The sequence below is a fragment of the Sphingomonas sp. DMC6 genome (assembly GCF_056314225.1).
Genome location: NZ_JBQUYT010000003.1, coordinates 255,437 through 281,397 on the forward strand (window position 1 = coordinate 255,437; position 25,961 = coordinate 281,397).

Here is a 25,961-nt window from a genome sequence, read left to right on the forward strand (position 1 = left end):
AGCTCAAGGGCGTCGAGCTGCTCCTGTCGCAATACAAATGGATTTTTTCTTCTCGTTGGGGCTTTCATGCCAGTATTTATGCTGGCCGGTTATCGCCTTACTGAGTTGAGCAAATCTCCGTATCAGCTTGGCAAATCGCTTCGCTGACTGGTCCGAAAACTGTTGCCACTGATCCAAGCCCAACGAGGCTGAGGATGATGGTGACGAGCTTGCGGTTGGTGAAAATGAATTTGACCACTCCCAATGCTCGGGAAAGGACGGTCTTTTTGATGTCGGTGGTTTCTTCGGTCATATCTGGGTTCCTTCGGGATTAGTTGCCCAGATATTTAGTCCCGCATTCTGTTCAGCTTGGCCCTAAAGCTGCGCGCCCTGAACTGGCTTTGGGTTGCCTTACAGACAGTGATTTCGCCGGTGTAGCTGGCGACCGCTTCCGCCATACGCTGCCGGATCAAGCGTTCGTATGTGCGGTCGCGGTCTGGGTATTTCCTGTGCCTGAGGTCGAACGTGTATTCCATCAAAGCCAAATGCGGATCGCGGTGGCGTCCGATTCACTACTCGTGTGAAGATAGATAAAAGTCTCATCCAGAGTGACGCCTGTGAGGGTTATTCCAACCGCCGTTTCGATGATGTTTTTTATGGTGCGTTCGGGATGCGAGATTTCGATCCCGACCCCCATATTTCTGTTTTCCATGATCAAATCAAACCACCGGTCGAAAGGCACTCTAACGCAGTCATGGTCTTTCACTTGAGCCTCCCGTTGGTCAGTTTTTTCACGATATCAGTCAAATCGCGTTGGTGATCCCTGCCGCCCGGTCTTTGGTTCAAAGCTGCTGAGAGTGCCACACCGATTTCCATTGGGCCAAAGCCATTGCGCTTGAGCTTGACGGCGAGTTTGGCCAAGTTGGCATTTACCCCGCCCTTTGGCAGATCAATCAATTCCTGCTGAACGCTCTTGAGGGTGATTTTTGGATCAATTGCCTTCGAGTGTTCAACTGGTGCTGGAATTGCTTCTTCCTCACGGAACATTTTGATGCTTGCGCCTTCAAGCCATTTCAAAACGTCGATTTCATCGCCGGGATTTTCGACAAAGAATGCTTCGTCGTGTTTGCCATACTGATAGCCGGGCAGATAAAACATGCTGCTTGGTGTGAGCTTGCCAGTGTCAAACCCATGCTTCATTTTTCCCTTTTCCGTGAACCCGTGAGCCTGAATCTCATTCATCAAAAGGCGCTTGATGATGAAGTCTGTGTCGCGGGTCATTGGTGCGTTTGTTGGGATAAAAACACGATAGCGATTGCCACCTGAGAAGGTGCTGAAAAGTGCCATTCTCAGGGTTGGGAAAATGTTTCTGAAATCAGCTGGGCTGAGGTCGCCGCCGTCGTTGTCCAACCAGATGCCGTGGATGCTTTCGATGTTGTCCAATCCGCGGCGAGTTTCGACGCCAGCCTTTTCAACGAAAAATGCTGGGCTGATAAGCAAGTTGGCTTCCTTGCTTTCAAGCACCGTCTCGCTCATTTCCCTTAGCTGGTTCATCAAATCGTCCGCATCAGCGAAGGAAAATTCCTTGGGGTATTTGTCCCACTTTCCTTCGAACAAGCTCATGCGGTTTGGAATGGATGGATCGTAGCTGAGCTTGCTTTGCTGCTTGATGAGAACTCGCTTTTTGCCTTGAGCAGCTGACTTCTGCGCTGGGCTGGACCAGAAGCGCTCACGCTTAACAGTGTCCTTGACTCCCTTAGGGCGTCCGTTGGCGCTCTTTTGGAGGTCAACGTCAGCAAACGTGCCAGCGCGGACCTTGCAGCCAGGAATGACGCGAGCGAGGTAGTCAGCAGCACGACGGTCAGGGACCACGAAGTGCTTTTCGCGGGCCACTGCGCTTGGATCGCGGAGGCTGGTTCTCATGACTGCCTGATAGACAATCTGGTGATATCGAGCGTCCGCAAGCTCGTCTGAGGTCACATCGAGCATTTCAAACAGCTTGAAGTGGGTTGGGCTTGGGTTGAGGGCTGACAGGAACACCGCGTTGTCGATGTGCTGGAAGGTGTTGATGCCGTGGCTGACGTTGCTAACGCGGCTTCCGTTTACGAAGCACTCGTCAGTTTCCGTCTCACGGTCCTTGTTGGTAATGATGATGTGCGGGCGGTCGCCAATCACGGCGTCTGCCTCTGCCTTGCACATATCAAACACCGTGATGTCGTCGGTGTCTGGCCACAGCTTGCGAGCCTTGGATTTGCTCCAGTTTTCCTCAAGCAGGTAAGTGATGGTGAGATTTGGCTGCGGTGCGTGATTTTGATAGCGGAGGTGGTCCTGAATGCGCTCATAGGGCTTCCACTCGACGCCCATCTGCTGTCCCCAAATCTGGAACAGGATGCTTTCTTCGAACATCGCACCCATGATGACGACTTCTCGGAAGCCTTCGAACTTGGATGGCTTCCACAGAGCGTTCACTGGCAAGCGTTCGACCTTGTTGCGATCTTCCTTGATCGCGGTCCAAACTGAACTGTTCACATAAAGGGTGCGATTGAGGTCATAAAAAGCGTCAAGGAAGGGACGGAACACGGCGTTTACGTCATCCCCGTTCTTGTTCTCATAGACAGCTTTGATATGATCCGCGCTGGCTGGCTTGAGTGCCAGTGTGCTGTAGTAAGCTGACTGGGTTTGCAGATCGAAATGATCGGTCAGCATCTTGTGATTTTCTGGTAATTTGAGGCCGATATCCACGAACGGATCAGGGATTTCGTCGATGATCAAAATCCAGTTTTCCTGACGGTGGAAGTAGGGAATTGCGAATAGGGCTGTGTGGGTGACAAACAGGATTTCTCCTGCATCAAAGTCATATCCCTTGAGATAATTCACGATGTCACCAGCAACGCTCTTGGATGTTTTGTTGTCGCTGTGAATCTTCTTGATGCGGTATTTGGCATCTGGATAACGAAGGCGAAAGCGCTCAGCCAAATCGAAAGTCTCGTCAATCAGTTGCCTGCTTGGCTGAGCTATGACGATACGAAAACCTTGATTGGCGAGGAATGATGCGTGGTCGATGGCTTTGAAGGTTTTGCCAGCTCCTGCGAGTGCTGACACGTAATTGAATGTGGTCATTGATGGTTATCTCCTGTATGTGTTCTGCGGTCACCGCTGTCCGCTTTGTTTGTTCTATTTATGCACCGCGTTTCCGTTTGGGGGATGGCCCAGGAAATAACAAATGCGGTGACAAATGAACAAAGCCATCCCCACGTTTTTATTTATTACTTGTCGTTCATTTTTAACTGATAAGGACTGATTAAGTCGATATCTTTAGACAAAACCGAGTCCTGTTTTTTTTCGACTTACTGACACACAAAAGGAAAAACGGTATACGAAATAACTCTATTGGCTTTTATATGGAGTTTTCGCGTATACCGATTTCAGATGTAGGGCAGTGCGAAGCGAAATCGCGCAGCGATTTGGAAGGAAAGTGGCCCCGGCCTGATCACTTGAAGTGATCGAAAAAGCCCCCAAGATCGCTCCTGAGGGCTTGTTCGTTTAGCTCTTGATCAACTCAGCAGCTTTTTGGTTTTGTCGATCCAGCCAGTCTTTTGCCAAGCGGCAATCCTCAACCAACCTGAAAGCAGCCAAAACACCAAAGGCAATAGTGATAGTCGTTTTGCCGGTTTCCCCAGAATGGCTTTCCTTCGTCTTCCAGACGTAATGCCAAGTGCAACCCATCACCTTGTCAAAGTTCTGGAATTGACTGGGCATTTCGATCTTCAATGGCCGTGGATTTTTAGGCTTGAATTGCGCCCCTAGCTGTTGGGGTAATCCCGCACCCATCGGACCAGTGATCGGAAGCAAGAGATTTTTATCGAAGAAATGGTCCATGTGAGCAGGCTTGACGGTGATCTGGGTCATCGCCGTCCCTCCGTCCAAACAGTCCATGCGATCTTGATAGCAGCAGCCTTGTCTGGGCAATCCATCTGGCTCAAAAAATTGCCATCAAGATAGAGCAGTGGGTTGTTGACCTTTCGCTCCAATGCCCTGCAAGTCTGGATGGCGATTGTCTGAGCGTATTTGCCAAACTCTATGGGGCTCATATCAGCGTCAGGGACAAAAACTCCCGAATGCTCGCTGCCGATACGAAAGGCATAAACAACGCCGTTCTGGCCCGTAGCAAGGTGCTGGCTGATCAGCTGATTGATGTAGGCGTCGAGACTGTCCTTTACAGGAAACTTTTTCATTTGATTCTCCTTCGATTGGGTGGATTTTGGGCAAAACAAAGCCCCCAAGAGGTCGAACCAAATGGGGGCTTCGTCAGGGAACCGTCGCCGTGGGCATGACGCCCTCCGTGGGTGATATGTGTAGCCAGACTAACGCGCTGGCATGTGGCGTTTATGCAGTGGCAGCAGGTGCCTTAGACTTGCCGGTGTGCTTAACGACAGCCAGCTTCTTGCCACCAGTTGCAGGCTCAGGTGCCGGTGCGAAAAAGGCGGTGAGATAGGCAAGACGGTCAGAAAATGCCTTGGCATTTTCCTGAGCCTGCTTGGTATCTGCTGCAAGGTGATCGGCCCAATCAGGGTCGCCCATCAGACGCTCCTTGAGCTTGGCCATTTCCGAGTTTTCCGCGTAGAGCTTTTTCTCGTCCATGGCCTTCTTGGCATCGGCCAGTTCCTTGGCAGCATCCTTGGCCAGCTTTTCAGCAGCCTTGGCTTCTTCCTTGGCCTTGGCGAGGATGGCACGACCACGCTTTGCCGCCAGTTCCTCGAAATCAAGCTGCTCAAGTTCCGTGACACCAAGGGCCACAGCCTTGCCATCCACGATTTCGAAAAAGAGCTGACCGAACTGACCCTTGAAGCTGGCGGGCGGCTCGAACTCGAAAACGTCGGATTCAGCACGGCTGCGACCATTGCGGACATGAACCTCGTCAACCACAGGCACTGAACCGCTGGCCTTGCGAAAGTGCTTGCTGGCCACACGCTCCAGACCAGCCAGCTTGTTGCCTTCCTCGTGCTGGAAATCGGCGATATACTGAGCCAGCGCCTCAGGCTTGATACCCAGTTCCTCGACGTAGCGGAAAACAACGGCATACTTTTCCGCGCTGCGATTGGGTTCGAAGCTGTGGAACACCGTGTTGGCGTATTCCCGCTCGATCCACTTGCCGTAAAGCAGACCAGTGACATAGCGCCACGGGTTGGGTGCCTTGCCAGCTTCGTGCTTGTCCGCCTGTTCCTTCATCTGAGCATTCGTCAGCAGATGGCAGAACATGGTGGTGTGGGACTTGGTGAGCAGAATGAGGCCGATGCGATAAGCCTCAGCCAGCTGTTCGTAGAGGACAGTGCGACCAGCGATTTCAAGTTTGACCATCTGGGCATGGTCATCGGTGAGACGGGCTTCCTGAAAGCCCTTGACGAGATTGCTGAGGGTATTGAGATCATACTTCATAAACGAGACCTTTCTTTGTTGAACTGACGGATTGGTGAACCACGTTGCGCCTATCCGCCAAAGGCACAGGTGGTGGTTTTCAAAAGCGCGGTTCAAACGCTTTTGAATTGGCAAACGATCGACATTTCAAAGAGCGCAAGAATGCGAACGCTGAACCACGGCGTTTACATGCTTACAGGGTTTTTGGTGGATCAAACGACTTTGCGCTTGATGTTTGGAGTTTTATCCGAAACTGCTTTTCGAATCAAATCCGTTAACCACGAAAAATGGCGGAACTCCGTGTTGTTAACGGTAATGAGAATGGTTAAATGGCCGAACTCAGCCATTCCATTGCTTGGTTTGTTAAGAAAAAAGTTTGGCTGGATCAGTCCAAGAGCCGGAAGAAATCGTCCATGCTGATCACTACAAGTGGTTCGCGGCGGTCGGCCTTGACGACAACTAAGGGTGTTAGGTCGTTCTGACCAGCAGCCTGAGCCATTGCCTCATAGAGCAGCGCAATTTTGGCCCTCGCCTTGGCTTCAACGCTGTATGGGAAAACGGCTTTGGCGGCACTGGAAAGCTGAATGTCCTCACCATTGCTGCCCATTGGACATGAGCGAACGTCATCCTCGGTCAAAGCTGAGTATTTGGCCAAAATGGCTTGCTGGACCTTCTTTTGCAGGTTCCTGCCCTTTGCCTTGCGGGCCTGATTGCTGATGCCAGCCATCAAGCAGCCCTCAGGAACAACTCACGCTCAGCAGTGCGGCGCTTGGTAAGACCCGGCAACACACGACCACCAGCCTTGTCCCAGCGAAGGAATTGGTCGGCAGCAGCCGTCATCTGCCCCTGATCGACCAAACGCAGGAGAGTTGAGCTTTTCAGGGCACCCAAGCCGAGGTTGTAGGCGAAGCTGACAAGTGCCCCCAGCTGGTTGGCATTCAGCGGCACCTTCACGAGCTTCAACACGCCCGCTTCGAACTGGTCGTATTCGCCCTCAAGCCAAGCATCTGCCTGAGCCTGTGAGCATTTGTCACCCTCACGCACGTGAGTGGTTCTGCCCCATCCGATTGTCCAAATCCCTGCGGGGCATTTGTATGCCTGTAAGCGGCATCCTTCTGATTTCTTGATTAGGTCAAGTCCATTTCTCTGTTTCATCGTGTATTTACACGACGAAACGGATCAATTCAGCTCATTTGAACCATTTTTGGAGTGTCTGGACTAAATAAAAAGAAGGCAGACAAAACACTGCGTTCCTTAACAACGATAACAATAACTAAAGGAACTAATTACATGACACAATTTTATATCTCACGCTTCTACAAGCCAGGAAGCACCTCAAAAGTCGTCGATTTATGCCACATCCACTCAGACGCAGACGTTCAAAAACTCATCAAGCAGCAAAGCTCAAAGACAGGCCAACCACATTTTTGGTCAGCTGGATCATTCGTGGAAAGCCCAACCAAAGCCAGTCACGTTTCAAGCTCAGCCCTCGTTTTGGAATACAGCAAGACCGCTGACCACAAGGGCATTTGCCTCCGCATTGGCCAACTGGATTATGCTGTCACCATCGTGGAAACTGCTCGCGGCAAGGCATACTTATTCCCATTGGAAGTTGAAGTTGAAGCCGGTCGCTACACTCGCTTGGTTGCTGCATTGGCCGAGCAAATCGGCCATTATGGATTGGTTGATGGTGTTGCCAGCTGCGCTCACCTTTTCCGCGTTGAGGACAACTCACCGGTTATCAGCAATGATGGCCAGCCAATCCCGCCGAACTACAACTTCATCACCACGGATTTGAAGGAGCCAATCCAGACTTGGATGGCTGAACCAACCAAGACTATCCGTGTCAACGTTGATGCCACACAGGCAAGGGCAGCGGTCAAGAGTGCAGCCAAAAGCACGTTCGATGAGCTTTTTGAGCCATTGGCCCATGCAACTGACGAGCTAATTGCCACAAGCCTCAAGGTCCGTGAGCAGCTTGCACAACTCCGCACTCAGATGGAGGGTCCGCGCTAATCAGCACACAGAAAAGCCCCAACGGATACCGCTGGGGCTTTCCTCACGAGTAGTGATCGTCAGGCTTGGATATGGCCGCGCTGCCGGGCTTCCTCCGCATACTGGCTGAGGGTGTGGGTTGCCATGAAGAAGTCATCCCGTTCGATGCGCGGACGCCCAGCAACCTTGATGCTGAAAATCTCGTCCATGCTCACGTAGCCAAGCTCTGGCGTCCCAAAGCCAAGGTCGCATAGCCCAAACGCCAAGCCATCCTCATCGCATTCCGTAAGCAACCATGTCGCTGCTCCAAAGGGATCAAACAGCTTGGCAACCGGCAAAAAGTCCCGTTCATGACGGTTGCCTTTGAGCGGCTGTTGCTCGGCCCAATTGCGGGACAGGCGCGTCATCTGCTCATCGGTGAAAAAGCATTTCCAGTCCATCGTTGGCTCTCCTTGAATGGCCAACAGAACCAGCTAACGCCGTCGCTCATTTTTGCGATCAAAAACCGACGGATTTCAGCCAATAAATAGCAGGAGAAGCAATCAAAGGGCCGCGCCATAATGACCGAGACGACCACCATCGCAACAACCGTTCAGCCAGCACATTTACCGGCCCCAACTCAGCTAATCGATGGTGGATTGGTATCGTGGGGCTTGGTTATCGCCACCCTGATGTTTTGGGCGTTCAAAGCGATTGAAAAGCTGTTTGGGCCGTTCAGCTTCAAAAGCACTGCTGATGTGGAGCTAAATAAGCGTATCGATGACCATGCCAGCCGCATTCAGGCTCTTGAGGAGAACCATCGCACCATGAGCCAGACCTTTGAAAAAGCGATTGAGGATTTACGCAAAGAAGTCCGTGAAGATATCCGTGATCTGCGAACGGAAATCAAGGAAATGAGCCGAAACATTCTCAGCGTTTTGAGCAACCAAAAACCACCCCAATAACAGCCTTATTTGGTCGACTTTCAGACTGAAAAATCCAGACCGATTGGAACGGTTTGGAGTTGAACGTGATGGAAGACCTGATCCAAGAAACTGCTCATTTCCTCGACACTGATCCTGAGTTTTTCTGCCTCACTGACGGCATGGTGGAATGGGCAGACACTGAAGTCCATTTTCGCAAGACGGATTCAGAAATCTTCCTGTTCGTTGATGGCTGCCTTCACATCACCAGCCGCTTCACCATTCAAAATCGCCAGCACCCACTTGGCTGGTGACGTAAATCTGGTGAGCTTCCCACCATGGCGAATATCCCTTTTCCGCGTAGTCCTGAACCCAATCCTTGGGCTCATCTGGCTGGGAGGTCACAACGTTCACAAACACCGTCTTGGTTGCCAAAAGACCCAGCTCAATGGTCTCACGGATGAGACGGACATCAGCATCGGACCGCAGGTTGATGTTGAAGTGGACAAACGGCTCGTTCTTTTCACCCGGCAGGGGTTCCATGCCGTCCAGATTCTCATAGCCCGACAGATGGATGCTGCCGATTTTGCCCTGTTCTTTCAGCAGCTCGGTTTTGGTTTCCACTGACAAGCAGCCCATCGCTTTCACGCGCGGATAGCTAAGGAACCCTTCGAGTTTGAACTCTGGGTAGATCAACTCTGCTACCTGATCTTCGTTCGGTGGGATGCCATCGAACGGCAGCGAGTTAATCGCATAAAGCTCGTGGTCAGTCCGATTGCTTTGGATTTGGGACTGATACCGCCGCCCATCGATCGATAGCACTTGCTGGCACGCTGTGACTTGGAACTTCCAAACCATGTCACGGCTGCTCATGCTCTTGGCAATGAAATCAAGGTCGCGCTTTTTCCAGACACGCACCATCGGCTCAGCGGTTTGAACCGTCTTGTTTTTGCTGCCGAACATTTAAGCCCCTGCGCCTGTTACCGGCATTCACAATAAGGGCTTATTCCAGGCGATCCAGCGTTTCCTGACTGACCGCCAAGGCCAAGTCGGTCATCTTCTCCGCGTATTCCTCGTGGGTCTCGGCCTTGCAGTAAGGGGTGAGTCCGCTCCATTCGCGGAAGAATGCTCGGCTGGCATCCACGCCCAGCTTGCGGGTTCCGTTCTGAACCACCAGCATGGAAATCAAAGGCAGCTGGTAAGCCGCGCAAAAGCCTGAAATCCAGTTCAGGCAATCCTTGATCGGCTTTATGATGCCCTGACCGCCGGGATACTCGCCGAAATTGAACGTCTCCCACACATCCTTGTAGGAAATCTTCTGCTCGGGATACAGCCGACAACGGCGGACGATCACATCCATCAGCTTTGGAGCAGTGTATGCCACCTCACCCTCAGACAGACCTTCAAGGGTGCGGATTTCGTGGGCCTCATAGACCTGCTTGAGCGTGAAATCGGGTCCAGCCGTGATCTTCTGATCCACCATGCGCTTGCGCACACGAGCAAGATCGGTGACGCTCCACGATGCCAGCTTCGGGGGAATGAGAGTGTCAGCGTCCATGGTAGCCCTCAGAATTCGTTAGAAACTTCGGCTATCAGACAATGGTGAACGGGCGGTTGCCGCGCTTCTATGGTGCAAAAACGTGTCGATGTTGAATCGCTGCCCAGCTACCCTGCGAACGGACATGGGGGTGAGATGAAGAACTACACCTACGCAACTGCCGCGTCGCTGCTCTTGCTGTCAGCTTGCGGGAAGACCGATTCCTCTGGGGTTTACGTCTTTTCCAGCGACCGTGAGGTCACGATGATCCAGCTGATCGAATCCGCGGATGGCAAGATCACAGGCCGTGTCCAAACGGACTTCATCAACACTGAGAGCACCGTCACGGAAAAGAGCGCGGCTGCGGATGGAGCAATCTCAGGCAACGATTTGGTCCTCAAGCCGACCAGCGCGTGGTTTGGGGGTCTACAGGCATCTGGCACGGTAAAGGGCAACAAGCTCACCCTGACTGGCGAAGGCTTCACGTTCACAGGCACTCGCTCATCCCTCGATGACTTCCAAGCGAAAGTGGCTGCGTTGAAGGAGAAGGCGGATCAGCAGCACCAAAAGATCGCCGCAGCAAATGCGGTAGCCGCGCAGCAGAGAGAGCAGTTGGAAATCCAGAACAAGCTCGCTGCTCAGGCCAAGCAGGTCACTGACCGTGTTGCCCATATGCGTTCTGTGATCGCGCGGCTTTCAACAGCCATCGACCAATCACCGAACTTCGCCCAAGCAGCGGCGGCCAACACAGCCAAAGTGGCACGAATGGCCAACGTAGCCCCCACGTTGGCATATGTGCCACGAGGTCAGCTTGGTGTTGCTGCCAGCCAGGTCGAGGTGAACACCAACCAGATTGAGGTTGCGCGGACACAGTATGCCAACAACCTCAATCAGATGGTCAACGACATCACCTACGATGCCAATCAGATTGACCGTCTTTGCGGCATTGCCCCTGCAAATCCACTGGTTGAGCCTTGCGAAAGCGCAAAGGCAGCAGCCCGCGAATACAAGGCGGTATATGAGCGGGGCAAAGTGAGGTTCACGCCGCAAAAGGCGCTGGTGGCGGCTGAGATCGCCAAGCAGGATCGTTTGATCAGTCGGATCGATAACTAATCACTCCGGAAGTTCGATGAGCGCACCAATGGGCGTTCCGATCCTCCCAATCGCTTGATAAAGCGTCACTGACTCTTGTAGCCCTGCAGGGCGTGGATAAAGTGCGACGATAGGTGCTTTTTTGGCTCGCCGTGATCCAGAGAAGACGCGTAGTGACAGAGTGGAATTGAAGAATGAGTTCAGCGGCAAACAGGTTGACTAACGCTCGCACGGCGAAGAAGGACGAATTTTATACCCGATATATCGACATCCAAAAGGAGGTCGAAGCCTATCTTGAGTATGATCCAGACACGTTTCGCGGGAAAGTGGTTTACTGTAACTGCGACGACCCCTTCGAAAGCAACTTCTTCAAGTATTTTGCCGCAAACTTCAACCGGCTTGGATTGAAGAAGCTCATCTCCACAAGCTATGACGGTTCACCAATTGCTGGTGCCCAATTGTCGTTCATTGAGTATGCCGAGGATAAGGGCAAGCGTGATAAGCCCAATGCGCTGGCGATTGAGATAGAGGAAGTAAACGACCTCAACGGCGATGGCGCTAAGGATATCGAAGATGTAAAGCTGTTTTTGGAGAAGAACCCGCATAACCGAACGCCGCTCAAACAAGGTGGCGATTTTAGAAGCTCGGAATGCGTTGAGCTACTCAAGCAAGCTGATATCGTCGTAACCAACCCGCCATTCTCATTGTTCAGTGATTTTATCGCGCTGCTGGTTGAGCACGATAAGAAGTTCCTTGTTATCGGCAACACTAACGCCATCACCTACAAGGAACTGTTTCATCTGGTGCAAGCAAACAAGCTCTGGATCGGCTGCACAAATTTCAACGTCGGTATGTTCTTTGAAGTTCCGGATGACTATGAGCAGTTTCATCACCGGGATGAAGAGACGGGGAAAAAGATCGCCCGTGTTTCAACGTCCTGTTGGTATACGAACTTGGATCACGGTCGCCGACATAAGCCACTAAGTCTTATGACGATGGCTGACAACCTCCGCTACAGCAAAGGCCTCAAGGGCAAGACGGCCTATGACCGCTATGACAATTACGACGCCATCGAAGTCTCAACCTACAAGGAAATCCCAAGCGATTACGATGGAGTGATGGGCGTTCCAGTGACGTTTTTGGACAAATACAGCCCCGAGCAGTTTGAAATCGTAGGCACACTGGAATCCAGCGACCCTGACAACCCATATCGGACGAAGTGGTATTCCGCACAGGATCAGAAGGACGCCTTCTTCCGTCGCTTCGGCAAGGAGGGCACCATTCCCCTAAATATGTCGGGCGTTATCAACGACGTTAAAGTCTATAAGCGCATCTTGATCCGCCATCGTAGGCCCGAAGGCACCTCTGGAGCATCGAAGTGAAAGCGACACTGAACACTGACCTAACTGTGGCCGATGTCTGCGCGGGCTTCGTTTACAACCAGCTTGAAGGCAAAGGGCTGTTTGGCCTTGGTGGCAAGCTCACCATCCAGCCGGAATACCAGCGGAATTACATCTATGCCGAAGGCGGTGGAAACCGCGAGCAAGCAGTCATTCACTCGTTGCTGATGGGCTATCCGCTTGGGCTGATCTACTTCAACAAGGTCGCGGATGACCGGTTTGAGGTGCTTGATGGCCAGCAGCGCATAACCAGCATCGGGCGCTTCGTCACCAACAAGTTCGCCATCACGGACAACGGCAACCCCAAGAACTTCGATAGCCTTGCCGCTGACCAGCAAGCGCGCATCCGCGAGGCAAAGCTGCTCATTTACGAATGCGAGGGCGAGGAAAGCGAGATCAAGCAGTGGTTTGAAACCATCAACATCGCTGGTGTTCCGCTGAACAAGCAGGAGCTTTTGAACGCGATCTATTCTGGCCCCTTCGTCACAAAGGCCAAGGAAGAATTCAGCAACAGCCAGAATGCCAACATCCAAAAATGGTCCGCCTATGTGAAGGGCAGCGCAAACCGACAGGAGTTTCTTGAGCGGGCGCTGGATTGGGTCAGCAAGGGCAACATCGGCGGCTACATGAGCGCCCATCGCAACGACACAAACGTCAACGAACTGAAGACCTATTTCAACACGGTCCTCGATTGGGTTTCAACCGTGTTCGTTGATGTGCTGCCCGATATGCGCGGTTTGGAATGGGGCAGGCTTTACGAGGAATATCATTACACGAGCTACGACCCCAAGAAGGTCTCAGAGGAAGTGCGGGCGCTTTATGGCGATCCAGAGGTGCTGAACCGGAAGGGCATTTTTGAGTTCGTGCTAGGCGGATCGACAGACACCAAGTTGCTCAACGTCCGTGTGTTTGACGACAAGGTCAAAAAGACCACCTACACGAAGCAAACGCAGGAAGCAGAAGCCAAGGGCATCTCCAACTGCCCCTTGTGTGCGATTGGGCACGACTCGAACAAGAGCCGCATTTACAAGCTGGCTGAAATGGACGCTGACCACGTTGCGGCTTGGAGCAAGGGCGGCGACAGCTCGGGAAAGAACTGCCAGATGCTCTGCTCCACGCATAATCGTGCGAAGGGAAATCGCTGATTTCTGCGATTTCCACAGTAGTAATACTGGAACCACTTGCTCGGCGTCGTGGAGCACCACGGCGGCGGCGGCCCATCCTTCGGCCGTCTCGTCGCGCAGCAGCGCCCGCCACAGCGCGTTGAGGCAATCGGCTTTGGTGGTGGGGCCAGGCGACGGCCCCACCACCAGCCGAACCCGCGGATCATCGGCCGCAACCGCGGCAACCGCCTCGATCGTCGCCGGATCATTGGGATAGGTACCGACATAGAGCCGGTACTCGGGATAGTCGAACCGCTGCAGCGCGGTCCGGAGCATCCGCCCGATCACGGCCGATTCATCCCAGGCAGCGACAAACACCGCCAACGGCACCGCCGGTGCCCCGCGCAAAGGCTCGCCCCTCCCCCTTGCGCGAAGCATCCGCCCCAGCCGGCGAATGCCATACAAGACGTCGACCAGCAGATCGTCGATCCCGCCGATCAGGAAGAAGATCGCTGCGAACAGCATCGCCTCGCGCGCAGCCGCATCGATCCCAACCAGGACAGTCGCTACCCCCACGCGATGCCTCCGATTCGGATGTGGAGCGCCGCCCCCCGGCCCGTCCACGGCGCCGTTACTGCCGCTTTTCCTGTCGTTTCGCATTCGCAACTTCATCCGTTACGGATCGATCGAACGTCACAAATTTCCTGCAAACATCGCTGGACTTGGCGGTTTCGGCACAGCAATCTCGCGCCACCTCAAGGGGAGAGGATTTTTACATGAAACTGGGTGTGCGGATCGGCCTGCTTGCACTGGTCGCAGCGCCGCTGGGAGCGGTCGCCGCGCTGAGTGACAACAGCCCGCAGGTGGAACTCGCCACCCCCGGCATCGGTGGCGGCGCGATCGAGCGCTTCACCGTTCGCTTCTCCGCCCCGATGGTACCGCTGGGCGACCCGCGCGCCGCCAGCCCCTTCGACGTGAAATGCCCCGTCGACGGCCAGGGCCGCTGGGTCGACCAGCGCACCTATGTCCATGAATTCGCAAAGCCCTTGCCCGGCGGGATGAGCTGCACCTTCACGCTGAAGGACAAGCTGAAAACGCTGCAGGGCTATGAAATCGGGGGCCAGCGCAGCTTTACCGTCGACAGCGGCGGCCCGGTCGCCCGCGCAGTACTCCCCAGCCGCTACGGCAATGAAATCGAGGAGGATCAGGTCTTCCTCGTCGCCGCCAACCAGGCGCCCGACCCCGCCTCGGTCGCGGCCAATGCCTATTGCGCCGTCGACGGCATCGGCGAGAAGATCCCGGTCGACCTGCTGCCCGCCGACACCGCCGGCAAGCTGCTCCACGACCTCGGCACCGATCGCTGGGAAGTGCGCAGCTTCCTGAACGACGCCGGCCTGCCCGAGGCGCTGCCCGCCGAGGCCGCCGAGCGCCAACGCGCCACCGCCAGCGTCGTCGCGCTCAAATGCCGCCGCCCGCTGCCGCCGGGCCGCGACATGGCGCTGGTGTGGGGCAAGGATATTCGCGGCGCCGGCGGCCGTACAGCGGGTGCCGACCAGCGGTTCGACTTCACCGTCCGCAAGCCCTTTACCGCGCGCTTTGAATGTTCGCGCGTCAACCCGCAGGCCGGCTGCAGCCCGGTCGAAGACGCCTGGGTTCGCTTCTCCGCGCCGATCAAGCGCGAACAGGCGCTGGCGATCCGCATCCAGATGGCCGACGGCAAGCAGCTGACGCCCGAGCTGCAGAAGGACGACAAGACCAAGGCCTATGTCGCCGACCTTCGCTTCAAGGCGCCACTGCCCGGGCCGGTCACGGCGCGGCTGGTGCTGCCGCAGGGGATCACCGACGAAAGCGGCCGCAAGCTCGGCAATGCCGAGCGCTTCCCGCTCGACATCCGTTTCGATGCGCCACCGCCGCTGGTGAAGTTCGCCGGCGATTTCGGCATTCTCGAAGCGAGCGAAGGCGGCGTGCTGCCGGTCACGGTGCGCAATGTCGAACCGGCGCTGCGCGGCAACCAGATGGCGGTGAACGGCCAGAGCCTGCGCGTCGCGGGCGGCGATGGCGAGATCGCCAAATGGTTCCGCGCGGTGATCGACGCTGGCGAGACAAAGTACGACCATGTGAAGCGCGGCGACGACACGATCGCGATCAACCAGACCGGCGCCAAGCCGCTGCTTACCGGCGGCACCGGCAAGCCGTTCCAGGTCAGCCTGCCCGGCAAGGGCAAGGATTTCGAAGTCGTCGGCATCCCGCTGACCAAGCCCGGCTTCTACGTCGTCGAACTCGCCAGCCCGCGCCTGGGCGAGGCGCTGCTCGGCCGCAAGGCGCCGCGCTATGTCGCCACTGCCGCGCTCGTCACCAACATGGCGGTGCACTTCAAATGGGGCCGCGACAGCTCGCTCGTCTGGGTAACGGCACTCGACAGCGGCAAGGGCGTGGGCGGCGCCAGCATCCAGATCACCGATAGCTGCACCGGGGAACTGCTCGCACGCGGCACCACCGATGCCTCCGGCCGGCTGGGCGTGCCCAAGGGGCTGCCCGAGCCGCAGACCTATTCGAGCTGCGAAAATGATAGCAGCGCCTCGCCACTGATGGTTTCGGCGCGCAAGGGCGATGATTTCAGCTTTTCGCTCAGCATCTGGGGTGAGGGCATCCGCCCCTATGACTTCGAGCTGCCCTATGGATGGAGCGCGCCCGAGGACAAATACCACACCGTGTTCGACCGCGCGCTCGTCCGCCAGGGCGAGACAGTGCACATGAAACATTATGTGCGCAGCCCGGTCGCGACCGGGTTCAAGGCGCCGGCGTCGTTCGACGCGACGCTGCGCCTGTCGCACCAGGGATCGGACACCAGCTACGACATTCCGGTGCATTTCGATGCGAACGGCACCGCCGAATCCGAATGGACCGCGCCCAAGGGCGCCAAGATGGGCGACTATTCGCTCACCTTCCTGCTGAAGGATCCCGCCGATCCCAAAGGCGAGCCGAAGACGGTCTGGACCGGCCAGTCGTTCAAGGTGGACGAATATAAGCTGCCGACCATGAAGGCGAGCGTCGCCGGGCCGAAAGAGGCGCAGGTGCGCCCGGCCAATATGCCGCTCGACCTGTTCGTCGGCTATCTTTCGGGCGGCGGGGCCTCGAACCTGCCGGTCGAACTGCGCGTCGCCTATCTCGCGAACTTCGCCACGCCCGAAGGCTATGAAAGCTACAGCTTCGGCGGTCAGGCGATGACCGAAGGCGTGAAGCCGCTCGACGGCGATTCCCGCGATGCGGACGAGGGACCGAAACTGCCCCCCACCCAGACGCTGCCGCTGACGCTGAATGCCGAAGGCAGCGCGCGGACCAGCGTGACGGTGCCGCAGGCGGTCGACCGCAACACGACGATGCTGGTCGAAATGGATTATCAGGACGCGAACGGCGAGATCCTCACCGCCTCGCGCCGCATCCCGCTGTTCGCCTCGGCAGTGCAGCTCGGCGTGAAGACCGATGGCTGGCTGATGAAGCAGGACGATCTGCGCCTGCGCCTCGTCGCGCTCGATACCGCCGGCAAGCCGATCCAGGGCCAGCGCATCTCCGTCGAGCTGTACAGCCGCGAAATCCTCACCGCCCGGCGGCGGCTGATCGGCGGCTTCTACGCCTATGACAATCAGGTGAAGACGACCAAGCTGTCGGCCACCTGCGACGCCACCACCGATGCGCAGGGGCTGGCTGCCTGCCAGCTCGACCCCGGCGTGTCGGGCGAAGTCTATGCGGTCGCCACCACGCGCGACGCCAATGGCAATGTCGCCCGCGCCGTGCAGTCCACCTGGCTGGTCGGCAATGACGAATGGTGGTTCGGCGGCGACAATGGCGACCGCATGGACGTCATCCCCGAAAAGACCGAATATAAGGCGGGCGAGACGGCGCGCTTCCAGGTGCGGATGCCGTTCCGCGAGGCGACCGCACTGGTGACGGTCGAGCGCGAAGGCGTGCTGTCGAGCTTCGTCGTCGGCCTGTCCGGCAAGGATCCGGTGGTCGAGGTGCCGATGCCCGGCGATTATGCCCCGGATGTCTATGTCTCGGTGATGGCGGTGCGCGGGCGCGTCTCCGGCTGGGCGCAGTGGCGATCGGAAATGGCGCGCAAATGGGGCCTGCCCTGGTCGAAGGACGGCGGCGAGCCGACCGCGACGGTGGACCTGGCCAAACCCGCCTATCGCCTGGGCATGGCGCGGGTGAAGGTCGGATGGGAAGGCCATCGGCTGGGCGTGAGGGTGAAGGCCGACCGCGCCAGCTATGCCACGCGCGACACCGCCAAGGTGGATGTCGGCGTGACCAATCCCGATGGCAGCCCCGCGGCGCAGGCCGACGTGGCGTTCGTCGCGGTCGACGAGGCGCTGCTCCAGCTCGCCCCGAACGATAGCTGGGCTTTGCTCGACGCAATGATGGGCGACCGGCCGCTGTCGGTGCTCACCTCCACCGCACAGACGCAGGTGGTCGGCAAGCGCCATTACGGCAAGAAGGCAGTGGAAGCCGGCGGGGGCGGCGGCGGCGATCTGTCGGGCCTCAACCGCGAGAATTTCCAGCCGGTGCTGCTGTGGAAGGGCCGGGTGGCGCTCGACGCCAGGGGTCATGCGCAGGTCGATGTGCCGCTGTCCGACGCGCTCACTTCGTTCAAGCTGGTCGCGATCGCCAGCAGCGGCGCGCAATATTTCGGCACCGGCGAGGCGTCGGTGCGTACCGCGCAGGATCTCAGCATCTATGCCGGCGTGCCGCAGCTGGTGCGGAGCGGCGACCGGTTCGGGGCGATGTTCACGCTGCGCAACGGATCGGCCAGGGCGATGCGCGTCACCGCCACCGTTGCGCTCGATCCTGCCGTGGCGAACGGCAAGCCGCTGACGGTGGACCTGCCGCCCGGCGCCGCCAAGCCCGTCGTCTGGACGCTGACCGTGCCCGAGGCGATGGAAGGCAAGCTGCGCTGGACGGTGAAGGCCCGCAGCGAGGACGGCAAGGCGCAGGACCAGCTGACCGTCACGCAGGACGTGATACCGGCGGTGCCGGTCGAAACCTGGGCGGCGAGCCTTTCCCGGGTGGGCACCGGGCCGATCCTGATCGCCCCGCCTGCCGGCGCGATTCCGGGACGCGGACTGGTCGACGTGATCCTGACCGACACGCTGGCACCGCCGCTCCAGGGCGTGCGCGACTATATGCTCGCCTATCCCTATAACTGCCTCGAGCAGCGGACCTCGCGGGCGATCGCCACTGGCGACGCTGCCGCATGGGCGGCGATCGCGGCGGACATTCCCTCCTATCAGGACAGTGACGGGCTGCTGCTCTATTTCCCCACCGGCGGCCAGGGATCGGAGGCGCTGACCGCCTATATCCTGTCGATCACCGCCGAAGCCGGCCTGCCGCTGCCCGACAGCCCGCGCGCCAAGATGCTGACTGCGATGAAGGCAGTGATGGACGGCCGGTTGCGGCGCGAGGATTATGGCGATGTCCGGCTGCAGCGGGTCGCCGCCTTCGCGGCATTGGCCCGGAATGGCGCGGCGACGCCCGCCATGCTCGGCCAGATCGGCATGGCGCCGGCGGAAATGCCGACCGCGTCGCTCGCCGACTATATCGCCGCGCTGGGCAAGGTTTCGGGCCTCGCCAACGGCCCGCAGCTGCGCGCCGCAGCGGAAAAAGTGCTGCGCAGCCGGCTGGTCTATGAAGGTACCCGCATCGACCTGTCCGACAAGGGCAGCAGCCCGTGGTGGCTGATGGCGTCGGACGACAGCGCGGCAATCAAGGCGCTGCTCGTCACGCTCGGCCGCCCCGGCTGGCAGGACGAGAATGCCAAGATGATGGTCGGCCTGGCGATGCGCCAGCAGCGCGGCCATTGGGACACGACACCGTCCAACGCCTGGGGCGCGCTGGCGGCCCGGCGGTTCGCGGCGCTCTATCCGGCACAGGCGATCGCGGGCATCACCACCGCCGAACTGGGCGGCACCCGCATCACCCGGAGCTGGCCGCTGGCAGAGCCGCAGCGCAGCTTCAGCCTGCCGCTGCCCGGCGGGCAGGCGCCGCTGCAACTTGGCCAGAGCGGCGGGGCCGGCCCCTGGGCGTTCGTCCGCGTCCGCGCGGCGGTGCCGCTCACCCAGCCGCTGATGGCCGGATACAAGATGCGCCGCAGCGTCGCGGTGGTGCAGGCGGCGCGGCCGGGCACGCTCACCCGCGGCGATGTCGTCAAGGTGACGATCACCGTCGACGCCTCGGCCGAACGCAACTGGGTGGTGATCGAAGACCCGCTACCCGCCGGCGCCACGGTGCTGGGCAATCTGGGCGGCCAGTCGGAACTGCTCGACCAGAGCAAGAGCGAAGGCGATTCGAGCCCCAGCTATATCGAGCGCGGGCGCGACAGCTGGCGCGCCTTTTTCGGCTGGATGCCGCGCGGCAGCTTCACCGTCACCTATACGATGCGGCTGAACACGGCAGGCACCTTCCGCCTGCCGGCATCGCGGGTGGAGGCGATGTATGCCCCCGAAATCCGCGCCCAGCTGCCAGGTGAGACGGTGACCGTGGCGGAGCGGTGACGAAACCGGCATTCGTCACTCCTCTCCGCCGCATCGTTGCGCAGATCGACGCGGCGCCGGGCGCCGCCTGGGGCTGGCTGCGCGCGGGCGGCTGGCGCTGGCTGTTGGCACCGACCAGGCTGGCGCTGGCGGCGCTGTGCCTGCTTGTCGCCGGGCTGGTGGCGCTCGACTGGATCACCGCCCCCCCACCGCTTCCATCCCCCGCCGCCGTGCGCACGCACTGGCAGCCGAGCGAGGCGTGGCTCTACGACCGCAACGGCACGCTGATCGACAGCAGCCGCGTCGATTTCCAGGCGCGGCGGCTTGCCTGGACGCGGCTGCGCGATGTGGCCCCCGTGGCGCGCGACACGATCATGGGCGCTGAGGATCGCCGCTTCCGCAGCCATGCCGGCATCGACTGGCTCGCCATTGCCGCCACGCTGCGCGACCGGATCGAAGGCAAGCGCCCGCGCGGCGCCTCCACCTTGTCGATGCAGGTCGCGGCCTTTCTCGCGCCCGAACTTGCCCGGCCCGGCCGGCGCGGCTGGCTCGACAAATTGCGCCAGATGCGCGCCGGGGCGCTGATCGAGCGGGTCTGGACCAAGGACCAGATTCTGGAGGCCTATCTCAACTTGGCCGGCTTCCGCGGGGAATCGCAGGGGATCGGCGCCGCCGCGCTCAGCCTGTTCGGCAAGACGCCCGCGACGCTGACGCAGGACGATGCGCTGCTGCTCGCCGCACTGCTGCCCGATCCGCGCGCAGACGCCGCCGCCATCGCCGCGCGTGCCTGTGCGATGGCGCATCGTCCGGACTGTAGCGGGCTGGCCGCCGGTGCCGCCTCGATGCTCGGCCCGGCGCGCAGCCTGGCGCTCGATCCCGGCCTTGCCCCGCACCTCGCCGCCAAGCTGCTCAACGCGCCGGGGATGCGGGTGAAGACCACGCTCGATGCGCGCGTCCAGCGCATCGCCATCGCCGCGCTGCGCCGCCAGTTGCAGGATCTGGGCGGCAGCCGGGCGCGCGACGGCGCGGTGGTGGTGGCCGACAATGCGACCGGCGCGATCCTCGCCTATGTCGGCGGCATCGGCGGCGAATCCACCGCGCCGCAGGTCGACGGCGCCGCCGCCTATCGCCAGGCGGGGTCGACGCTGAAGCCCTTCCTCTATGCCGAGGCGATCGAGAAAGGCTATCTGACCGCCGCCTCGCTGCTCGACGATTCACCGGTGCAGCTCGACACCGCCTCGGGCCTGTACGTGCCCCAGAATTACGACCGCGCCTTCAAGGGCCCCGTGTCCGCGCGCGTGGCGCTGGCCGGATCGCTCAACGTGCCGGCGGTGCGCACGCTGCTGCTGGTCGGCGTCGACGCGTTTCGCGACCGGCTATGGGACACCGGCTATCGCGGGCTGACCGAGGACGGCCAATATTATGGCTATTCGCTGGCGCTCGGCTCGGCCGAAGTGACACTGGTCGAACAGGTCGCCGCCTATCGCAGCCTGGCGATCGGCGGGCGCTGGGGGCCGCTCCATGTCGAACCCAATGCGAAGACCTTCCCGCCGCGGGCCGTCACCACCCCGGCGGCGGCATGGATCGTGGCGGACATGCTCGCCGATCCCAATGCCCGCGTCGCCACCTTCGGCCCCGATTCGGCGCTGCGCCTGCCCTTCTGGGCGGCGGTGAAGACCGGCACGTCGAAGGCGATGCGCGACAACTGGTGCATCGGCTTTTCGGATCGCTTCACCGTCGGCGTGTGGGTCGGCAATCTCGAAGGCGACCCGATGCGCGCCGTCTCGGGCACCAGCGGCGCGGCACCGGTTTGGCGCGACGTGATGGTGGCGCTGCACGAGGGCCGGCCCGGCCGCGCGCCGCCCCGCCCGGCGGGTATCGAGGCCCGCACCGTTCGCTTCGCCCAGGGCGCCGAGCAGCCGCGCCGCGAATATTTCCTGACCGGCACCGCACTCGACCGCGTCGCGCTGGCGCCGGAGGCGGCGCGGCGGCCGCACATCACCAATCCCGCCTCGGGCAGCATCTATGCGCTCGATCCCGATATTCCGCCCGCCAACCAGCGGCTGGCGATCCAGCTCAGCGGCGACGTGGCCGGCCACCGGCTGCGGATGGACGGGCATGATCTGGGCGCGGCCGATTCGCCGCCGCTCATGCTCGCACCGCCGGGCAGCCACCTGCTCCAGCTCGTCGATGCGGGCGGCCGGGTGATCGATCAGATCCGCTTCACCGTGCGCTGATGCCGCCAGCCCCGGCGGCAACCGGCTTACGGGCCGGTGTTGCCGCCGCTCGGTCCGCCTACGCCGGCCGCACCGACCGTGCCGATATTGCCGAACAGATCCTGAAAGAAATTGTGGTGGCGCCCCAGCGTCGGCGTCTTCTTGCCATAAGGCGAGACCGAGGCGATCAGCTCGGCACCGGTCTTGTCGACGGCGATGACGTTGCCGGCCTGATCGAATCGCACGCGCAGCGTCATCTGGCTCGTCACCCGCGGCTTCTTGTACTGCAGGTTCGAATTCGCGCGCGACACATAATACCATTCGCCTTCGTTGAACTGGCTGGTCAGCGTCGGATGGCCCAGCGTCTGCAGCACCGACTGGCGCGTATCGATGCCCGGCTGGACCGAGGAAATCAGGTCATTGTCGACGACATAGCCGGTGTGCGTCCGCGTCGGCGCGCAGGCAGTGGTGCCGAGCGCGGCGAGCAACGCGGCGGCGCCGAGCGTGCGAACGGAAAGCGACATGGGAATCTCCAGGCAAACGCAACCGGCCGCGCATTGCATCGCGGACCGAACGCCTCAATATGCGGCAAAATGCGGCCAAACAAGGTCGCGACCGAGGAACGGACGAACAACAGCGATGCGAATGCTCCAGCGGCTCCTGCGCCGCCCCGATCGCGGCACCGCGCCGCAGCTCTATCGCGCCGTGGTGGAACGCGGCCGCGCGCCGCACTGGTATCTCGACGGCGCCGTGCCCGACACGGTCGACGGCCGGTTCGACATGATCGCCGCCGTGCTGTGCATGGTGCTGCTGCGGCTGGAGGCGGAGCCGGCGGGAATCGCCCCCAGCACCGCGCTGGCCGAATGCTTTATCGACGATATGGACGGCCAGTTGCGCGAAATCGGCATCGGCGACATCATCGTCGGCAAGCATGTCGGGCGGATGATGGGCATGCTGGGCGGCCGGCTGGGCGCCTATCGCACCGGGCTGGAAAGCGGCACGCTGGCGCCTGCGCTGGTGCGCAACCTCTATCGCGGCACAGAGCCCGACGCCGCCGCGCTGGCCCATGTCGAGGCGCAGTTGCGCGCCCTGCGCGACGCGCTCGCCGCCCAGCCGATCGCCACCCTGATTGCCGGAGCGCTGCCGCAATGACCGCCCCTGAATTTTCCCGCCCGCACCGGCTCGACCAGATCGGCGCGGGCGAAAGCGAAGTCCCCGTCGCCGCCGACGAGGCCGAACGCGCCGCCCTCTCCCGCCGGTTCGGCCTTGCCGCGATCGAGCGGCTGGAGGCCGTCTATCGCCTGCGCCGCGATGCGCAGGGCATCGTCGCCCATGGCCATCTCTCCGCCCGGCTGACCCAGAGCTGCGTCGTGACTGGCGATCCGCTGCCGGCCAGGGTGGAGGAAGATTTCGCGATTCGCTTCGTCCCCGAGCCGGAAGCAGGCAGCGCCGACGACGAAGTCGAGCTGAGCGAGGACGAATGCGACATCGTCTTCTACACCGGCGGCACGATCGACCTGGGCGAGGCGGCAGCCGAGACGATGGCGCTGGCGCTGGACCCCTATCCCCGCAGCCCCCGCGCCGCCGACGTGCTGCGCGCGGCGGGTGTGAAGACCGAAGAAGAAGCCGGCCCGATGGGCGCGCTGTCGGGGCTGAAGGATTTGCTGGGGAAGAAGGACAGCTAGGCCGGCAGCAGTCCCTGGGCCTTCAGCCGGGCTGCCACGGCGCGCACCTGTTCGGCGCGGCCGGGCGCGTTCCGTTCGACCATTGCGTGATAGCGCGCCAGCGTCTCGGCATCGGCGCGGTCGGGCGAGCCGCTGTCGAACGGCGGCGCGGGATCATATTCGAGGCTCAGCTGAACCAGCCGCGCATGCGCCTCGCCCCGTATCGCAGCGGTCAGCGCCAGTGCGAAGTCGATGCCCGCCGTCACACCGCCGCCCGTCACGCGGTTGCGATCGAACACCACGCGCTCGGCGACCGGCTCGGCACCGAACCAGGCAAGCTGGTCGCGCGAGGCCCAGTGGCAGGCGGCCCGATAACCGGTGAGCAACCCCGCCGCCGCCAGCAGCAAGGAGCCGGTGCACACGCTCGTTACCCACTGCGCCCCTGCCCCCACCTGTCGCAGCCAGGCGAGTGTCGCCTCGTCCTGCATCGCCGCCACGGTGCCGAAGCCGCCGGGCACGCAGAGCAGATCGGTTGCGGCAAGCGTATCGAAAGTCGCGCTGGGCAGGAGCGGAAATTGCGCATCAGTCGGCACCGGCGCCAGAGACGCCGCAACCAGATCGATCTTCACATCGCCCAGGCGCGACAGCACCTGCGCCGGGCCGGTCAGATCGAGCTGGGTAACGCCGGGAAACAGCAGAAAGGCGATATGGAGCGGTTCGGCCACAGGTTCCTCCATCGGGAAGGGTGCCCAGGCGATGCGGCCATTCTACCCCGCGCTTCCCGATGGTGCTCCATCCGATCGCCAGTCACGCGGGCAGAGTTGGGATAGCATCTTGCCCCGCCGCTGTCATCGGGGGAGCGGAGGCTGCGAAAGAATCAGGTCTCCATTCCGCCTGCACCGGCAGCGATTGTCATATCCCGACAGCGCCTCTCCGCGCCGCGACCAACACCTGCGTCACGATTGCAACCGGCAGCCTCTCCCGTCTGGGCTTCCCGTCATGTCGCGCCGGCTCTACCGCTTGTTGGCGCGTCGCCATGCTGCCCAGTCCACGTCCTCGGTTGAGCGGACCTCAAGCGAGGTCGCAGCGTCGCGGTCCATGAACACGACGAGATTCTGCGAGCGATGTCGAGCACTCGGAACAAGAAGCCCATCGAACTCCATGAAGTGCGCAGCCGCCGCAAGCGCCTGGCAAGCCTCATAGTCGAAACTGGAATAGCGATCGGTGTTGATGCCGAATGCAGAGAGCGCCGGCACGTCTGCAAAATGGAGCGTCCGCTCGGTCTGGACTCCAATCGCGTGGATCTGATGCGAGATGCGACTTGGCCAGACGGGTTCAAGGCCGAGCCGAAACCCGATTTCGGCAAGCGCGCCATCGCGTTGGAGACTCGTGTAGAGCACTTCGATCGAACCGCCGGGGCTCCACCGCCCCGGTGCCGCAGAACCGCGGATCGGGTCGCGATCCGACCGCGTGATCCGCCACACGTCCAAGGTTAGTGCTGTCGTTTCGGTAGCCTCAAGGGCGTCAAGGATCGCCCGGTCATGCATCCGCGGCGAGCCCGACACCTTAGCTGTACGTCCCTTCGTTCAGCCCTTCGATGATACCCAGCACCTCATCCGCGCGACCTTCGTGGATGAGATCGATCGCACGCTCGCCGTTGAGCAAGGGATGCTTGGCGTAGAGCCAGAGGCGCGTCTCTTCGGGATCGTAGAGGTCGGCGAGCCGATCAACGACATAGCGAAGATCCGAGATCAGCAGCTGGGTCTTGGGCTGCGGGAACGACGTGCCAGTGGTCCAGCGCGATACCGTGGCAGGGGACACGGCCGCGATGTTCGCGACGTCCGTGCCTTTCAGCCCTCCGCGCTCCCGCAGGTCGTTGATGATTGTAGCGACTGCACTTGCCATATTTATCGTCCGAGAACCGCGCTAATGCCCTTTGATCCGCCCCTGAAGATGGTGGCGGGCGTCCGGGTATCAGGCTTCTTTTGAATCAAGGCCGGAGAGCGCATCGCGGAGACGGATTTGCGGTGGCCCGTAAGCCCAAGGCGGAGAAAGCCGGCAAGCGGGAGCGTATGCGGTCGGAGGACGTGAAGCGTCGCAGCCATAGCCGAGCCTTCCTAATCGACCCAGC

General features: G+C 60.1%; 25 protein-coding genes, 1 pseudogene and 1 riboswitch. Of the genes and pseudogenes, 10 read left to right on the plus strand and 16 right to left on the minus strand.

The window, feature by feature from the left end; genetic code table 11:
- Nucleotides 1-97: 97 nt before the first annotated feature.
- The 8 genes from ACT53M_RS08490 to ACT53M_RS08525 form a co-directional block, all read right to left on the minus strand.
- Nucleotides 98-292 (minus strand): hypothetical protein, encoded by a 195-nt coding sequence (locus ACT53M_RS08490; RefSeq protein WP_476232700.1) that lies wholly within the window; start codon nt 290-292, stop codon nt 98-100.
- Nucleotides 293-514: 222 nt separating this feature from the next.
- Nucleotides 515-745: a hypothetical protein gene (locus ACT53M_RS08495; protein WP_476232702.1), complete on the minus strand. Its 231-nt coding sequence runs from the start codon at nt 743-745 to the stop codon at nt 515-517.
- Nucleotides 742-3,099 (minus strand): DEAD/DEAH box helicase family protein, encoded by a 2,358-nt coding sequence (locus ACT53M_RS08500; RefSeq protein ID WP_476232704.1) that lies wholly within the window; start codon nt 3,097-3,099, stop codon nt 742-744. Before ACT53M_RS08500 ends, ACT53M_RS08495 begins: the two co-directional genes overlap by 4 nt.
- Before the next feature lie 423 nt (nt 3,100-3,522).
- Nucleotides 3,523-3,888, minus strand: a complete 366-nt coding sequence (locus ACT53M_RS08505) for a hypothetical protein (protein ID WP_476232706.1) — start codon at nt 3,886-3,888, stop codon at nt 3,523-3,525.
- Entirely contained in the window at nt 3,885-4,214 is a 330-nt protein-coding gene (locus ACT53M_RS08510; protein ID WP_476232708.1) for a hypothetical protein, read from the minus strand. Before ACT53M_RS08510 ends, ACT53M_RS08505 begins: the two co-directional genes overlap by 4 nt.
- A gap of 151 nt (nt 4,215-4,365) precedes the next feature.
- Nucleotides 4,366-5,415, minus strand: a complete 1,050-nt coding sequence (locus tag ACT53M_RS08515; protein WP_476232709.1) for a hypothetical protein — start codon at nt 5,413-5,415, stop codon at nt 4,366-4,368.
- A gap of 364 nt (nt 5,416-5,779) precedes the next feature.
- Nucleotides 5,780-6,121, minus strand: a complete 342-nt coding sequence (locus ACT53M_RS08520; RefSeq protein ID WP_476232710.1) for a hypothetical protein — start codon at nt 6,119-6,121, stop codon at nt 5,780-5,782.
- Nucleotides 6,121-6,549, minus strand: coding sequence for a lysozyme (locus ACT53M_RS08525; RefSeq protein ID WP_476232712.1), 429 nt, complete (start codon nt 6,547-6,549; stop codon nt 6,121-6,123). Before ACT53M_RS08525 ends, ACT53M_RS08520 begins: the two co-directional genes overlap by 1 nt.
- A 135-nt stretch (nt 6,550-6,684) precedes the next feature.
- On the opposite strand from ACT53M_RS08525, the gene ACT53M_RS08530 reads away from it, so the two are divergent.
- Entirely contained in the window at nt 6,685-7,410 is a 726-nt protein-coding gene (locus ACT53M_RS08530; protein WP_476232713.1) for a hypothetical protein, read from the plus strand.
- Nucleotides 7,411-7,469: 59 nt separating this feature from the next.
- Here the strand turns inward: ACT53M_RS08530 and ACT53M_RS08535 are convergent, their stop codons facing one another.
- Nucleotides 7,470-7,829: a DUF2958 domain-containing protein gene (locus ACT53M_RS08535; RefSeq protein ID WP_476232714.1), complete on the minus strand. Its 360-nt coding sequence runs from the start codon at nt 7,827-7,829 to the stop codon at nt 7,470-7,472.
- 120 nt (nt 7,830-7,949) lie between these two features.
- Between ACT53M_RS08535 and ACT53M_RS08540 the strand changes: the two genes are divergently transcribed.
- Together ACT53M_RS08540 and ACT53M_RS08545 are read left to right on the plus strand one after the other, a co-directional pair.
- Nucleotides 7,950-8,333, plus strand: a complete 384-nt coding sequence (locus ACT53M_RS08540) for a hypothetical protein (RefSeq protein ID WP_476232715.1) — start codon at nt 7,950-7,952, stop codon at nt 8,331-8,333.
- A gap of 68 nt (nt 8,334-8,401) precedes the next feature.
- Complete coding sequence (locus tag ACT53M_RS08545; protein ID WP_476232716.1) at nt 8,402-8,605, plus strand: hypothetical protein; 204 nt, start codon at nt 8,402-8,404, stop codon at nt 8,603-8,605.
- Here the strand turns inward: ACT53M_RS08545 and ACT53M_RS08550 are convergent.
- Nucleotides 8,568-9,254 carry a hypothetical protein gene (locus ACT53M_RS08550; RefSeq protein WP_476232717.1) on the minus strand — a complete coding sequence of 229 codons (687 nt, stop codon included), beginning with the start codon at nt 9,252-9,254 and terminating at the stop codon, nt 8,568-8,570. The genes ACT53M_RS08545 and ACT53M_RS08550 overlap by 38 nt on opposite strands.
- A gap of 40 nt (nt 9,255-9,294) precedes the next feature.
- Nucleotides 9,295-9,849, minus strand: a complete 555-nt coding sequence (locus tag ACT53M_RS08555) for a hypothetical protein (protein ID WP_476232718.1) — start codon at nt 9,847-9,849, stop codon at nt 9,295-9,297.
- A gap of 135 nt (nt 9,850-9,984) precedes the next feature.
- On the opposite strand from ACT53M_RS08555, the gene ACT53M_RS08560 reads away from it, so the two are divergent.
- The 3 genes from ACT53M_RS08560 (at nt 9,985) to ACT53M_RS08570 (ending at nt 13,465) form a co-directional block, all read left to right on the plus strand.
- A complete protein-coding gene (locus ACT53M_RS08560; protein ID WP_476232719.1) occupies nt 9,985-10,941 on the plus strand; it encodes a hypothetical protein in 957 nt (318 codons plus the stop codon).
- A 173-nt stretch (nt 10,942-11,114) separates the two neighbouring features.
- Nucleotides 11,115-12,302 (plus strand): adenine-specific methyltransferase EcoRI family protein, encoded by a 1,188-nt coding sequence (locus ACT53M_RS08565; RefSeq protein WP_476232721.1) that lies wholly within the window; start codon nt 11,115-11,117, stop codon nt 12,300-12,302.
- A complete protein-coding gene (locus tag ACT53M_RS08570; protein ID WP_476232722.1) occupies nt 12,299-13,465 on the plus strand; it encodes an HNH endonuclease family protein in 1,167 nt (388 codons plus the stop codon). Before ACT53M_RS08565 ends, ACT53M_RS08570 begins: the two co-directional genes overlap by 4 nt.
- Nucleotides 13,466-13,552: 87 nt before the next feature.
- Here ACT53M_RS08570 and ACT53M_RS08575 read toward each other — a convergent pair.
- Nucleotides 13,553-14,095 (minus strand): annotated as a pseudogene (locus ACT53M_RS08575) (glycosyltransferase); the annotation flags it as partial.
- 104 nt (nt 14,096-14,199) lie between these two features.
- Here ACT53M_RS08575 and ACT53M_RS08580 point away from each other — a divergent pair.
- On the plus strand, nt 14,200-19,971 hold the full coding sequence (locus tag ACT53M_RS08580; protein WP_476232724.1) for an alpha-2-macroglobulin family protein: 5,772 nt from the start codon (nt 14,200-14,202) through the stop codon (nt 19,969-19,971).
- 101 nt (nt 19,972-20,072) lie between these two features.
- A complete protein-coding gene (pbpC, locus tag ACT53M_RS08585) occupies nt 20,073-22,187 on the plus strand; it encodes a penicillin-binding protein 1C (RefSeq protein WP_476233227.1) in 2,115 nt (704 codons plus the stop codon).
- Nucleotides 22,188-22,213: 26 nt separating this feature from the next.
- Here the strand turns inward: pbpC and ACT53M_RS08590 are convergent, their stop codons facing one another.
- Nucleotides 22,214-22,690, minus strand: a complete 477-nt coding sequence (locus ACT53M_RS08590; RefSeq protein WP_476228467.1) for an outer membrane protein assembly factor BamE — start codon at nt 22,688-22,690, stop codon at nt 22,214-22,216.
- Between the two features lie 115 nt (nt 22,691-22,805).
- On the opposite strand from ACT53M_RS08590, the gene ACT53M_RS08595 reads away from it, so the two are divergent.
- Together ACT53M_RS08595 and ACT53M_RS08600 are read left to right on the plus strand one after the other, a co-directional pair.
- A complete protein-coding gene (locus ACT53M_RS08595; protein WP_476232726.1) occupies nt 22,806-23,318 on the plus strand; it encodes a ubiquinol-cytochrome C chaperone family protein in 513 nt (170 codons plus the stop codon).
- Nucleotides 23,315-23,851 (plus strand): YceD family protein, encoded by a 537-nt coding sequence (locus ACT53M_RS08600; RefSeq protein ID WP_476232727.1) that lies wholly within the window; start codon nt 23,315-23,317, stop codon nt 23,849-23,851. Before ACT53M_RS08595 ends, ACT53M_RS08600 begins: the two co-directional genes overlap by 4 nt.
- Here ACT53M_RS08600 and ACT53M_RS08605 read toward each other — a convergent pair.
- From ACT53M_RS08605 to ACT53M_RS08615, 3 genes are all read right to left on the minus strand, one after another.
- A complete protein-coding gene (locus tag ACT53M_RS08605; protein WP_476232728.1) occupies nt 23,848-24,555 on the minus strand; it encodes a DJ-1/PfpI family protein in 708 nt (235 codons plus the stop codon). The genes ACT53M_RS08600 and ACT53M_RS08605 overlap by 4 nt on opposite strands.
- 15 nt (nt 24,556-24,570) lie before the next feature.
- Nucleotides 24,571-24,651, minus strand: a riboswitch (ZMP/ZTP riboswitch).
- A gap of 192 nt (nt 24,652-24,843) precedes the next feature.
- A complete protein-coding gene (locus ACT53M_RS08610; RefSeq protein WP_476232730.1) occupies nt 24,844-25,395 on the minus strand; it encodes an RES family NAD+ phosphorylase in 552 nt (183 codons plus the stop codon).
- 1 nt (nt 25,396) lies between these two features.
- Nucleotides 25,397-25,735 (minus strand): hypothetical protein, encoded by a 339-nt coding sequence (locus ACT53M_RS08615; protein ID WP_476232732.1) that lies wholly within the window; start codon nt 25,733-25,735, stop codon nt 25,397-25,399.
- Nucleotides 25,736-25,961: the final 226 nt, after the last annotated feature.

Coding starts and splice junctions, on each gene's coding strand:
- ACT53M_RS08490 (WP_476232700.1), bottom strand. CDS start 292: ATGACCGAAGAAACCACCGACATCAAAAAGACCGTCCTTTCCCGAGCA.
- ACT53M_RS08500 (WP_476232704.1), bottom strand. CDS start 3,099: ATGACCACATTCAATTACGTGTCAGCACTCGCAGGAGCTGGCAAAACC.
- ACT53M_RS08505 (WP_476232706.1), bottom strand. CDS start 3,888: ATGACCCAGATCACCGTCAAGCCTGCTCACATGGACCATTTCTTCGAT.
- ACT53M_RS08510 (WP_476232708.1), bottom strand. CDS start 4,214: ATGAAAAAGTTTCCTGTAAAGGACAGTCTCGACGCCTACATCAATCAG.
- ACT53M_RS08515 (WP_476232709.1), bottom strand. CDS start 5,415: ATGAAGTATGATCTCAATACCCTCAGCAATCTCGTCAAGGGCTTTCAG.
- ACT53M_RS08520 (WP_476232710.1), bottom strand. CDS start 6,121: ATGGCTGGCATCAGCAATCAGGCCCGCAAGGCAAAGGGCAGGAACCTG.
- ACT53M_RS08525 (WP_476232712.1), bottom strand. CDS start 6,549: ATGAAACAGAGAAATGGACTTGACCTAATCAAGAAATCAGAAGGATGC.
- ACT53M_RS08530 (WP_476232713.1), top strand. CDS start 6,685: ATGACACAATTTTATATCTCACGCTTCTACAAGCCAGGAAGCACCTCA.
- ACT53M_RS08535 (WP_476232714.1), bottom strand. CDS start 7,829: ATGGACTGGAAATGCTTTTTCACCGATGAGCAGATGACGCGCCTGTCC.
- ACT53M_RS08540 (WP_476232715.1), top strand. CDS start 7,950: ATGACCGAGACGACCACCATCGCAACAACCGTTCAGCCAGCACATTTA.
- ACT53M_RS08545 (WP_476232716.1), top strand. CDS start 8,402: ATGGAAGACCTGATCCAAGAAACTGCTCATTTCCTCGACACTGATCCT.
- ACT53M_RS08550 (WP_476232717.1), bottom strand. CDS start 9,254: ATGTTCGGCAGCAAAAACAAGACGGTTCAAACCGCTGAGCCGATGGTG.
- ACT53M_RS08555 (WP_476232718.1), bottom strand. CDS start 9,849: ATGGACGCTGACACTCTCATTCCCCCGAAGCTGGCATCGTGGAGCGTC.
- ACT53M_RS08560 (WP_476232719.1), top strand. CDS start 9,985: ATGAAGAACTACACCTACGCAACTGCCGCGTCGCTGCTCTTGCTGTCA.
- ACT53M_RS08565 (WP_476232721.1), top strand. CDS start 11,115: ATGAGTTCAGCGGCAAACAGGTTGACTAACGCTCGCACGGCGAAGAAG.
- ACT53M_RS08580 (WP_476232724.1), top strand. CDS start 14,200: ATGAAACTGGGTGTGCGGATCGGCCTGCTTGCACTGGTCGCAGCGCCG.
- ACT53M_RS08590 (WP_476228467.1), bottom strand. CDS start 22,690: ATGTCGCTTTCCGTTCGCACGCTCGGCGCCGCCGCGTTGCTCGCCGCG.
- ACT53M_RS08595 (WP_476232726.1), top strand. CDS start 22,806: ATGCGAATGCTCCAGCGGCTCCTGCGCCGCCCCGATCGCGGCACCGCG.
- ACT53M_RS08600 (WP_476232727.1), top strand. CDS start 23,315: ATGACCGCCCCTGAATTTTCCCGCCCGCACCGGCTCGACCAGATCGGC.
- ACT53M_RS08615 (WP_476232732.1), bottom strand. CDS start 25,735: ATGGCAAGTGCAGTCGCTACAATCATCAACGACCTGCGGGAGCGCGGA.